The sequence below is a fragment of the Lacihabitans sp. CS3-21 genome, from assembly GCF_024343675.1.
In the GTDB taxonomy this organism is placed as follows: Bacteria; Bacteroidota; Bacteroidia; order Cytophagales; family Spirosomataceae; genus Leadbetterella.
In genome coordinates this window covers 1-12,280 of sequence record NZ_RJUD01000026.1, presented here as the reverse complement: position 1 = coordinate 12,280, position 12,280 = coordinate 1, and the positions used below count along the sequence as shown (strand labels likewise).

The window sequence follows — 12,280 nt, the reverse complement described above, 5'->3', positions numbered from 1 at the left end:
CTTACTGTTCCAATAGACATAAAAAATCACTCACACCCCACCCTAGCAACTAAATCCGCCTCCACAATCGATTTGGGACTACTCCCCCACTTATTATTTAGAAAAGTAATCAATTGGGCAATGTCGAGGTCATAAAGGCCTTTGGCGGCGGGCATTTTTTGGTTGTAGGTTTTTCCAGCAACGTTTATGGGGCCTTCGAGTCCATTTTTGATGATGCAGACCAGCTTGTTTTTGTCTTGTAGATAATTGGAGCCTTTAATGGGTGGATAAAGATTTCTGAGGCCCGAGCCGTCTAGGCCGTGGCAGTTGGAGCAGTTTTTCTTGTAGATTTCTGCTCCTGATATTACATACTGTTCGTATTTTACCTCCTCGTCGCTGGAACAAGCCGTAGCGAAAAGGCAAAACAAGATTAAACTATTTCTGAAGCAAAAGCTCAATATCTTTGATGAGTCTATTGACCTCTTTTTCTTTGGTACCATCATAAACTCCTCTTATGTTTCTGTTTTTATCGACCAACACAAATGCTCCGCTGTGTACAAATCCGCCTTCATCTACGGCCTCTTTGTCTTCCATGGCCGATACCATGTACGATTTCTGGGCTATTTCGTAGATTTTCTCCTGCTCTCCCGTTACAAACTGCCATTGGTTGGTGTTTACGCCTAGTTTCTCTTTGTAGGCCTTCAATACCGCCACTGAGTCGTGACGCGGGTCAATGGTGTGTGACAAAATACCCAATTCAGGATTGTCCTTAAATTTCTCGTAGATTCTGAGCATTTGGGTTTTCATTACCGGACAAATGGTCGGGCATGACGTAAAAAAGAAATCTGCAATATATATTTTGCCTTTAAAAGCCTCTTGGGTGAGGGTATCTCCATCTTGATTGACAAATTTGAAATCAGGAATGGCGTGATAAACCGAGTCACCTTTTTCATTGACATCGTGTTGACCAATGAAGGGTAACTTACGGTTAGCGTCTCCACAACTCCATATGGCGAATGAAATAAATGTTAGTATAAAAATACTTGAAAGAGCTTTCATGGTCTTATTTGTGTTCTTCTGTGAACTTTTTGGCAGCTGCTATGGCAGATTCAGTGTCGGTGGTGAGCTTATTAACTTCAACCTCCAGCTCGGTGTAAAGTTTAAGTTTTTCGTTCTTATCTTTCACATCGTTCATGGCTACTCCGAAGTTTTTCATCCATTCATACATATCGTCTTCGGCTTTTTGTAGGTCGGTTGAAAGTTTAAGTGCCACAGCTTTATCGGCCTCAGATGCTTTTTCAGAAGCGGCCATCAAATCTTTTTTGACGTCAGCTATGGCCATGGTTTTGGGCATAACTTCATCGTGGCCTTTCATCAAAACCGTATTGAGTTTTTCTATTTCGCCATCTATTTTGTTGTTGCAGGCCATTGTGAAGCCGAGCAAAAGAGTAAAAATCAAATTTGAGAATTTCATATTGTTTTTAGTTATTGTTTTCTAACATTTCTATAGCACTTCTGATGGCACTTTCAGAAGGATTCTGCCCGCCAATCATTTTGGCCACCTCTATTATTCGCTCATCGGCCTCAAGTTTTCGCATCAAACTCACCGTTTTGGTATCGGAATTGTCTTTGTACACATAAAAGTGCGTTTGTCCTTTTCCAGCAATTTGGTGCAAGTGGGTAATGGCAATTACTTGAAGTTTAGATGACATTTCAGTGAGCATTTTACCCACTTTTATCGCCACTTCACCTGATATACCCGTATCAATTTCATCAAAAATGATGGTTGGCAAGGATTTCTTCTCTGCAAGGACATACTTCAGACTCAACATCACCCTCGAAAACTCTCCTCCTGAGGCCACATCTTTAAGCGGTTTTGGAGTTGAGCCTTTGTTGGCCGAGAATTCAAAGAGCAAATCGTCAATACCATCGGATGCAAAAGCCTTTTCTTTTGTACCAATCAGCAATCTCGCATCAGGCATTCCGAGCTCAGCCAATAAGCCTTGGATTTTGTCCACCAATGGCTGAATCACTTTCTTTCTCCTTTCGGAAAGGGCCGCAGCGTGTTTTTGGGTTTCAGCAAAAAGCTTTTCTTTGTTTTTTTGTAAAACCTCCAGTTCTTCTCCAAGATTGACTACTTTGCTCACCTTTTGCTGCAAATCTTCTCTGATTTCGATGAGTTCAGTGATACTTTTCACCGCATGTTTTTGTTGCAAACGAAAAATAGCATTCAGTCTATCTCTCAAAAAAACGACTTTTTCATCGTCGGTTTCAACCTTAGAATCCTCTGACTCTATTTCGTTGGAAATGTCTTGAAGTTCTATCAAACTGCTGTTTACACGCTCTTTTAAAGCCGCATATTTCTCAGAAATTCCGCTGATACTTCCCAAGGCCACATTAGCGTCTTTAAGTAAACCCAGCACCGAAAGGTCCGCATTGTTGAGATATTCATAGGCAAAACCGAGTTTTCGTTTTACCTCTTCTGCGTTTTCCAAAATCATCAATTCATCCTCCAACTCGGCTTGCTCCTCTCCTATCAACTTGGCCACAATCAATTCATCCAGAAGAAATTTGTTATAATCAAATTCCTTTTTAAGACTATCCGCATCGCTTTGTAATGCTGTCAAAGCCTTTTCGGCAGACTTGAAGGCCTTGTAAGAAACTAGATAATTTTCTGAAAGAGCTTGATTTCCAGCAAAAGCATCGACCAAGGCCAGCTGATAAGCATTGGTATTGAGTAAAAGGGTATCGTGCTGTGAGTGAATATCCATCAGATACACACCTAAAGTCTTCAAAACATCTAAGGTAACGGGGGTATCATTGACAAAAGCTCGCGACTTGCCATTGGGAGAAATTTCACGGCGGATAAGGCATGCAGGCTCGTAATCAAGTTCCAAGTCCTCAAAAAAAGCTTGCAGATCAAGTTTTGAGATATCAAAATTACCTTCCACGACACATTTCTCGTTTTCATCAAACAATGCTTTAGTGTCGGCTCTGTTTCCCATCAAAAGACCCATGGCTCCCAACATGATGGATTTTCCAGCTCCTGTTTCACCTGTAATAATATTCAGGCCAGATTGAGGCTGGATTTCCAAATGCTTGATGAGAGCATAATTCTTTATGAGAAGACTTGTAAGCATTAAGATAAAATGATTTTAGCAAAATTAAAGATAGAAACGGTAGGAAGCAAAGAGCAAACCATAAAGAAATAAAATGATCAGCCAAATCAAATAAATAATCTTTCAATTAGGATAAAAACAAAAAAAGCATCGCTCAATATGACGATGCTTTTTGCAATAAACCTTAACCTTAAACTATGAAAAAAAACTACCTCTCGGTATATCTTTAATTAGTACTGAGTTCTGGGTAGTGAGTACCGAAGCTCAATAGCCAATTTTTATATTTTTATTTTTTTTATCTTTTTAGCGTTTGGAAAAAAAAGCATTGCTCAATTCGGCAATGCTTTTCGCAATAAACCTTAACCCTAAACTATGAAAAAAAATATCTATATCTTTCCTATTTTCTAGCACCCAAATACTCTTTGACTGCTAATATTTTAAACTCCGTTCTTCTGTTGGCTTGGTGAGCATTCTCCTCACATTTGGCCGAATCATCACATTCGTTTACCAATTCACTTTCTCCATATCCACTCGCCACCAATCTATCAGAACTTATGCCTCTTGAAACTAGATAATCAGCTACTGACCTTGCTCTTGCTGCTGAGAGTCTCTGATTGTACTCTTCACTTGCTCTGCTATCTGTATGTGATCTCAATTCAATCTGTAAGTCAGGATACTTTTTCAAAACTGGAATCACTTTGCTTTCTAATTCCTTTTTGGCGTCAGCCCTTATCTCAGATTTATCTAAATCATAATAGATATTATCTAATCTAAATATATCACCTTCACCAATCATGCCAAAGTTTCTTTCTACTGAATAATTTTTCTTAGAATTTTTAATTTTCCCAATATTTTCAGTGTTTGTCGCATAATTATCTTTAACTGCCGACACAGAATATCTGCCATCTCGATCAGGTTGAAATGCATATCTGCCATCCACGCCTGTAATTACCATCGCCACACTCCCATCTCGTTCGTTTTCAAGTGTTACAGTGGCTCCTGCTATCGGCATTTGGTCTACCTCTGAAACTATTCTGCCTTTCACCAAAGGACGTCTGGCTGGCTCCAAATAGATTTTAAGGTGCTGTTGTTTAGAAAGAGACTGCGACATAGTGCCATAGGTAATTGTGCCCACATCATATCCTTCTTTAAATGCTTTAAATTCGAAATCAGCTCCGCTTTCGAGGCAGAGTGAGGCCTCCCCGAGTGAATTTGTAATATATCCTTGTTTGTTCACTCCGTTTTTCACCATTCTGAGTTCAGTATTGGCCAATGGAAGGTTGGTTTGACTGTCATAAACCAGGATATTTAATGCATTGCAACCTTTGGTGAAAGCATATATGTTGTCGTCCGCATATCCTTTTCTTCGGTTTGAACTAAAATATCCCCTAGAGCGATTCCCGTCAGTAATAAATCCGAAATCGTCTTTTGTAGAATTAATAGGAGCTCCTAAATTTTCAACCTCACCGAAAGGAACGCCGTTACGAAATTCTAAATAAAACAAATCTAAACCGCCCAAACCCGCATGACCATCCGAAGCAAAATAGAAATTGCCGATTTCGTCCACAAAAGGAAACATCTCATTGCCCTCGGTATTGACCTCTCTTCCCAAGTTTATGGGTGCACCCCAGTTTCCTTCGCGATAATCCACTACATAAATATCTGTTCCTCCAAAGCCACCGGGCATATCCGAAACAAAATACATTTTGCGGTTGTCTGGAGATAGTGCAGGATGGCCAGTTGAGTATTCGTTAGAGTTGAAGGGTAACTCTTTTATATCTGTCCATTTGTTACCTTTTTTAGTAGCAATAAAAAGTTTTAGCATATTTATCCCTTTCTCACTTTTCTTTGCTTTTCCTTTGTTATAGTTGTTTCTCGTAAAGACTATTTTCTTGTAATCTTTGAAAAATGTAACTGGACCTTCGTGATATTTAGAATTAATGGATTTGCTAAATTCATCAATTTCAGGTTCTTCAATATCATCAAAACTGTCGTTCTCTTGCGTTTTATTTGGTTTTGCTGATTTTCCACTTGAGCCCAAACTCGCTTGAATTGTTTCAAACGTCTTGTGGGTTTCTTTTCTGAGCGACATGGTGTCTGAAAATAAAAATAAGTCGAGAAAAGGGGTTTCGTTTTGGTTAAAAACTCTCTTTATTCCTGAGCCTTCGTTTCTGGCAGATACAAACACCAATCCATTTTCATAAAACATCGGGCTAAAATCTGAATATCTTGTATTGAGTGGATACACAAAATCAACATCATATAGCGATGAATCTTTGTAAAAGGTAGCGTTGTCCATATAAGCCACCGTAAATTTTCGGCCTCTCAAATCCTCCTTTTGTTGTTCCCCATATCTGCTATACATTTTCTGAGATTCACGGTATTTCCCATTGTTGGCAAGAGCTTGGGCGTAATACAAGATTTGATCACTGTCTAATGATGCATCAAAATTATTGAATAAATCTCGGTAAACTCTTTCAGCGTTTTTACTGTCTTGAAGTTTTCTGTAGCTAAAAGCTAATTTTGTTAAGGCCTCTTTAAGTTGCTCTTTTTCATGCCTTCCATTTCCCAAAAAGGACTCGTAGTTTCTTACTGCTTGTGCATACGACATTTTGTCGAACTCAGAATTTGCGGCTCTAAGTTTATTAGATTGAGCTTGTGTAAGAAAGCTGGTAAGGCACCATACAAAACCTAACAGTATTTGTACTTTTTTTATAGGAAACATCTAATTGATCGTTTAATTTTTATAGGAAATGCTTAAAAAACTTTCGTTTCCTATAGATTTATCAAACGGCATGCCAAAAACAAACCCTTTGGCTGGCTTCAATAGTAAAATACTGAAAATCAAAAGATTAATTATTTGAAAAAACTCACCTTCAAGATTTTGGTTGTAGCAGAATGGAGTTTAAATCGGTCGTCGGTACGCAAACCTACCAACCATAGGATATCCTGACTATCGCAGAGTACTTTTTGAATATTCTTTTGTGGGCTATCGATTTTGCTATCTATCAAAAAGTCAGAAACCATCTTGTTGCCTTTCATTCCAAATGGTTGAAACTTATCTCCGTGTTTCCAATTCCTTAACGTCAAAGGCCATTTTATGGCATCAAAATCAAAAAAAGCATGCTCACTTTTTCGAATATCCATGATGCTTGGAAAATCGGTGGTGACCTTTAATACGATGGATTGTGTACCAATTTCATACAGTCCGGGTTCTTTAAAATGAAAATTGGTTTCTTCAGTATATTCCCATTTCTTCTTTAAAAACCAGTCAGTTCTTCCTGTCACAATCTCATGGGTGTTAGATTTTATTATTTTACCCGAAATTGTAACATTCAACAAATCAGTAACCTCTTGATAATTAAACCCATAAGGCTTTAAAAATTCTTCAATCATCAAAGTAAACCCAGGGGTACTTTGCCATTCTAAAAACGGAATTTTAATAATTTCCCCAAAATCAATGGATTGCTTAAAAAGTTCTAATTTTTCATCAAAAATCGCATTTAGATCATTTATCCTGCTAAAATTTACCTGAGCGGTATTTGCAAGGCCTGGATTGATTTCTTTTAGCTTAGGAATGACCTGATGCCTGATTTTATTCCTTTGATAATCAACAGTTTGGTTTGATACGTCTTCTCTCCACGAAATATTTTTTGCTGCCAGATAAGACAAAATTTCAGCGACTTCAGCAAACATCAAAGGCCTAATGATTTTATCTTTTTTTAGTGGAATGGACTTCAATCCCCTTGGGCCAGTTCCTTTCGTGAGGTTCAGATAAAGGGTTTCGATTTTATCATCCAAATTATGAGCAGTAGCTAACCAGTCAAAATCTTCCGATACTATTAATTCATTAAACCAAGTATACCTAAGTTGTCTAGCCGCCATTTGCGTAGAAACTCCCCATTCTTTCGCTATTTTTTTGGTATCTGATTTGGTAATGTAAAAAGGAATCCGATTTTTCTCACAAAACTCTTTTACAAAATTTTCGTCTTCATCAGAATCTAAGCCTCGTAATCCGAAATTATAATGTGCAACAGAAATATTGAATTGGCCTTCAACAAAAAGATTTAAAAGTGCCATGGAATCTTTTCCACCACTAGCAGCAACCAAGACTTTATCTGTGGCCTTACAAAGCTGATTTGTGTTAATAAACTCTAAAAAGTCCTTCAGCATCAATTATTGCGAATAATCATTAACAAAAATACGTTAATTTTGCTTTATGAATCGCAAAACCTTTTATTCTTTGAAAAGTAGGACCAATTTAATTTCCGTTTTTTGGGCTTTGATTTTTCTGAATTCTATATGTGCCTGGGGGCAAAAACCATTGAATCCTATCATAGATAACGGCCCAAAAAGTATGATAGAATTGGTGAGAGCCGATAGTTTGGTGGGAGACAATAGCCTGAGCAGAACGCAAACCTTTTTGGGAAATGTTATTTTTATCCACAGAGGTGTTAAGCTAGGCTGCCAAAAAGCAATTCATAATCAGTCTTCCAATTTCATTGAAGCCTACGGTAAAATTGTTATCAATCAAGGAGATACACTTACTATTGTGGGTGATACGCTTTTGTATGATGGTAACCTGAGGTTTGCGAAAGTGTATGGCAAACAGGTAATTTTAAGAGACAAAAAGGTTACGCTTCGCACCACCAAGATGTTTTATGACCTTAACCGCGACCAAGCCTATTATCCTGTTCCAGGCGTTCTGAATCAAGACTCTAGTAAACTGAGCAGCAAAGAAGGATATTACAATACCAAAACCAAGTATTTTAGATTCAATGGCGACGTAGAAATCCTTAATCCGAGTTATACTCTATGCACTGATTCACTCGATTACGATACCAACACCAAGCAAGCCATATTTAAAACCTTCACTACTATAAAAAGTAAAAATGGGGACATTTCGGCCTATAAGGGTAGATACAACATAAAAACCAAAGTTTCGGCTTTTCAAGGAAGGGCCAAAGTGACCAATACAGATTATTCCTTAGAAGGCGATACTTTGCAATTTGACAACACCAAAGGCTCAGGTAATGCGGACGGAAATGTGGTCTTTGTTTCATTCAAAGACAGCTTGGTAGTGGTTGGGGAAAAAGGGCTGCGATTTGGAGACAAAGGTCTTACCAAAATTATCGGCAATACCATAAGTCAAAGGGTTTCCATAAAAGATACACTATTGATAGCTTCGGATACACTTTGGGTTTTCGAAAAACCCAAAAACACACCGATAGATAGCAGTAAAATATTGAAAAATATTGCTGGAAGTGATAGTACCAATGCAAAAAGCCAAGTATTGATTGAGAAACAAGCAAAGTTGAAAGAATTACAAAAAACTGAGCGTGAATCTTCTCAAACTGATAGCACTATAAACAAAACTCCCACCAGTAAAGATATTGAAAAAATAATAGCCGACGGAAAAGTGGAAGTTTACAGAACTGACTTTCAAAGCCTTAGCGATTCTTTGGTCTATAACCTCAAAGACTCAATCATACATTTTTATACAAAACCCGTCATTTGGAATCAAGAAAATCAGCTAGAAGCAGACACCATAGTAATTACACTGAAAAATAACCGATTGAAACTGATGGAGCTACTCCAAAATAGCTTTGTGGTGCAAGTAGATACCATTAGAAATTTCAACCAAATAAAAGGTCGAAAAATAGATGCTGTTTTTGACAACCAATCTGTATTGCAAACCATCAAAGTGGAAGGCAACGGTGAATCTAAATATTTTGCCTTAGACGAAAAAAACAAAATAATTGGTCTTAATACGGTTCAATGCTCAAGCATGCAGTTTTACTTTAAGACCAAAAAAATTAAAAGTATTGTTTTTAGAGGCAAACCAGAGTCTACTTTGATTCCACCCAAAGAAATAGCTACAGAAGACATGAAACTGGACAGATTTGAATGGAAAACCAACAAAAAGCCTACTAAAGAATCTATTAACGCCAAGAAATTTGGAAACTTACTAAGAAACTCAAAACTGGTTATTATGTAAAATTACCAATTTGATATACATTTTCACTTCAATATACTATTTATCAAGGACTTAGTCTTTCAATTTTCCAGTTATCATTTTCGTGTGTGTATAACAATCTGTCATGAAGTCTGTTAGGTCTTCCTTGCCAAAACTCCATAGTTTGTGGCTTTAATACATAACCACCCCAATGTTGCGGACGTGGGATAACCACCTCATTCTCAAATTTCTGCTGATAAAACGCCAGCTTTTCATCTAATATTTCTCTTCCTTTTATTACTGTGCTTTGATCACTCACCCATGCACCAATTTGACTTTCTCTCGGCCTTGACCAAAAATACGCATCAGAGTCTTCGGAGGATACCTTTTCCATCAGACCTTCTAAACGCACTTGCCTTTCCAATTTATCCCAAAAAAACGTTAAACAAGCTGCGTTATTTCCTGACAATTCCTGACCCTTGTGGCTGGTATAATTCGTAAAAAACACAAAACCGTTTTCATCAAACCCTTTCAAAAGCACCACTCTTGCCGAAGGTTTTGAATCTTTAATGGTGGACAAAACCATTGCATTCGCTTCAACCAATTCGGCATTTATGGCATCCTTAAACCAAACTGAAAATTGAATAATAGGATTTTTGGAAACATTATTTTCTAAAAGTTCGTTTAATGTGTAGTTGTTTCTAAGATTGGCTAAAGTAGTTTTATCCATGATTTATTAACCTTTTTTATGTTTGTTACGTATATTTATTAAATTTGTGACCTATTTAAGATTACCAACGAATTTTGATGATTGAACCAAGTATCGAACCGACCAACAACATTGATGACATCAATGCCGAAAATTTAGTTTCGGAAAACACTGAATTAATTTCAGATGAAACTCCCGTGGAAAAAACAGAAGCCGTTGATAACTCAGAAACACCTCAAAGTTCTGAAATTCTGGCAGAAGAAAAAATGATTGAAGTCACAAACACAGATGTGCTTGCAAAAAGCACTGATATTGAGGAAATTGAGGAACTAGATGAGCCATCATCTATGCCCAGTTTTGATAACGACTTCACAAATTACACCAAAAAAGAATACGTGGATTTGGCAGACAAAATGCTAGATGCCATGAAATCTAGAAGCTTGAGTGCTGCCGATGTAAAAAACATCGACAATGTGCTTAAAGTTATCAGAGGAGTTTTTGATGATTTAGCTCAAAAAGAAAAATCTGAAGCACGCCAAGCTTTCAAAGAGCAGAACGGGACAGATGAAGGTTTTGAATTCAAAAACGATAACTATTCTATAAGGTTTGAAGGAATCCTGGTTCAAATTCGTGAAAAAAGACTTAATTTCTATCAAAAACTTGAAAGAGAAAGAGAGGACTATTTTGAGGTTAAAACCCGTTTATTGCAAAGCCTAAGAGAAATTGTTGAGACAGAAGAAAAGGGCGAATCAAAAAACAATTGGGAAGCATTTAAAAAACTTCAAACCGAGTGGAAAAATGCAGGAAACATCAATTCGGTACATAACGGTACGCTATGGTCTGCATATAATGCTTTGGTTGATAGGTATTTTGATATCAGAAGCATTCAAAACGAACTAAAAGACCTCGACAGAAAGAAGAATGTAATCAACAAAGAAGGGGTAGTTATAAAAATAGAGGCCATTGCAGATACGCTGAAGGAAAGTCCACTGACCAACATCGTTCTCAAAAAAGCCAACGAATTACTATTAGAATACAAACAAATAGGTCCTGGACCAAGAGAAGAACAAGAAGCTCTTTGGGCACGACTTAAAGCTGCTTTTGATGTTATTTATGAGAAAAAACGTGAATTGGCCAAAGAGAATAGTGCTTTAAATGAGGACATTTTCAACGCCAAAAACCAGTTATTCCTAAATCTAAAACCTTATTTGGAATTCCAAAGTGATAGCATCAATGAATGGAATGCCAAGTCTAAGGAGGTAATGGAAATCCAAGACCAGTGGAACGCAATAAAAGGCTCTATGCCCCGCGATAAAGGCAAGGAAGTAAGTAAAGAATTTTGGCATGCTTTAAAGCAGTTCTTCAAAAACAAAAGCGATTTCTTTGCCAAATTAGAAGCCAAACGTGAGGCCAATTACAAGGCAAAGGAAGAGCTTTGTATAGCCGCAGAAGAGATACTCGCCTCTGGTGACCACTCTGCTCCTAATACCAACAAAATTATTGATTTACAGAAAAAGTGGAAAACAATTGGGCATGTTCCTGAAAAATACAAGGATACGCTTTACAATAAATTCAAAGCTACCTGTGATCAATATTTTGATCTAAAGCGTACCGAAACTAAGTCGCAAGATGCAGAGTTTGATGCGAATTTAGCTAAGAAAATTGCTATTTGTGAAGAAATTGAAAAAATGGCTGAAGCAGGTACTTCAGACTTGTCGAAATTAAGCGATTACAAGAAATCGTTTGCTGCAATAGGTTTTGTGCCTCGGAAAGATATGCAAAACATTCAGGCAAGGTTTATAAAGGCCATCAACAATTTCGTGAAGACGTCTTCGGGCTTAGACAAATCTGAAAAAGATAAGCTCATGCTCCAAAACGAGGCCGAGGTGGTTCTAAAAACAGGCGGAAGCACCAAGAACCTTGATAAACAAGAAAACGAAATTAGACGTAAAATGAAGACCCTTGAGGAAGAAATTACGCTAACAAGAAACAATATTGAATTCTTTGGTCATTCTAAAAATGCTGAAAAACTCAAAGCTGAGTACATGCAGAAGGTAGTGAAGGCAGAAAAAGAATTGAAGGATTTGCAAGATAAAATCAAACTTATCAACGCAGCCAACTAATATTAGAAAACCTAATTGTTTAAGAAAAAACGAAAGTTTTGATTATCAAACAATTAGGTTTTTTTTCAAAAAAAAGATAAAAAATATTTGCGTGGTGTACTTTTTGGATATAGTTTTGCACCACAATTAAGGAACGGCATTCAAAATAGATGCAAAAATTAATTAAAATATAGGCCTCTTTAGCTCAGCTGGTAGAGCAACTGATTTGTAATCAGTAGGTCATTGGTTCGATCCCGATAAGAGGCTCTTGATTATTAAGGAGTTACAGTAAAATGTAACTCCTTTTTTATTGCCAAGTGCAAAACAATGTACAAAACATATCTCCTCTGAAACCATTCTAAACTTCCTTTCAAAGAGTTTCTAACCTACTACTAATTGACCAAACCTATTTTTT

Annotated in this window: 9 protein-coding genes and 1 tRNA gene; 3 read left to right on the top strand and 7 right to left on the bottom strand. The window is 37.2% G+C overall.

Annotation, left to right across the window (positions count from 1 at the left end; genetic code table 11):
• Positions 1-26: 26 nt before the first annotated feature.
• The 6 genes from EGI24_RS13595 to tilS form a co-directional block, all read right to left on the bottom strand.
• Positions 27-407 carry a cytochrome c gene (locus EGI24_RS13595; RefSeq protein ID WP_255048985.1) on the bottom strand — a complete coding sequence of 127 codons (381 nt, stop codon included), beginning with the start codon at positions 405-407 and terminating at the stop codon, positions 27-29.
• A 7-nt stretch (positions 408-414) separates the two neighbouring features.
• Positions 415-1,038, bottom strand: coding sequence for an SCO family protein (locus EGI24_RS13590; RefSeq protein WP_255048984.1), 624 nt, complete (start codon positions 1,036-1,038; stop codon positions 415-417).
• Positions 1,039-1,042: 4 nt separating this feature from the next.
• On the bottom strand, positions 1,043-1,453 hold the full coding sequence (locus EGI24_RS13585) for a hypothetical protein (protein WP_255048983.1): 411 nt from the start codon (positions 1,451-1,453) through the stop codon (positions 1,043-1,045).
• Between the two features lie 7 nt (positions 1,454-1,460).
• Positions 1,461-3,119 (bottom strand): DNA repair protein RecN, encoded by a 1,659-nt coding sequence (gene recN, locus EGI24_RS13580; RefSeq protein WP_255048982.1) that lies wholly within the window; start codon positions 3,117-3,119, stop codon positions 1,461-1,463.
• Between the two features lie 376 nt (positions 3,120-3,495).
• Complete coding sequence (locus EGI24_RS13575) at positions 3,496-5,823, bottom strand: OmpA family protein (protein WP_255048981.1); 2,328 nt, start codon at positions 5,821-5,823, stop codon at positions 3,496-3,498.
• A gap of 131 nt (positions 5,824-5,954) precedes the next feature.
• Positions 5,955-7,271: a tRNA lysidine(34) synthetase TilS gene (gene tilS, locus EGI24_RS13570; RefSeq protein ID WP_255048979.1), complete on the bottom strand. Its 1,317-nt coding sequence runs from the start codon at positions 7,269-7,271 to the stop codon at positions 5,955-5,957.
• 151 nt (positions 7,272-7,422) lie between these two features.
• Here tilS and EGI24_RS13565 point away from each other — a divergent pair, with 151 nt between their 5' ends.
• Complete coding sequence (locus tag EGI24_RS13565; protein WP_255048978.1) at positions 7,423-9,096, top strand: OstA-like protein; 1,674 nt, start codon at positions 7,423-7,425, stop codon at positions 9,094-9,096.
• Positions 9,097-9,139: 43 nt separating this feature from the next.
• Here the strand turns inward: EGI24_RS13565 and pdxH are convergent, their stop codons facing one another.
• Entirely contained in the window at positions 9,140-9,784 is a 645-nt protein-coding gene (pdxH, locus tag EGI24_RS13560; protein ID WP_255048977.1) for a pyridoxamine 5'-phosphate oxidase, read from the bottom strand.
• Positions 9,785-9,861: 77 nt separating this feature from the next.
• Here pdxH and EGI24_RS13555 point away from each other — a divergent pair, with 77 nt between their 5' ends.
• Positions 9,862-11,886, top strand: a complete 2,025-nt coding sequence (locus tag EGI24_RS13555; protein WP_255048975.1) for a DUF349 domain-containing protein — start codon at positions 9,862-9,864, stop codon at positions 11,884-11,886.
• Positions 11,887-12,059: 173 nt separating this feature from the next.
• A tRNA-Thr gene (locus tag EGI24_RS13550) sits at positions 12,060-12,132 on the top strand.
• Positions 12,133-12,280 lie beyond the last annotated feature (148 nt).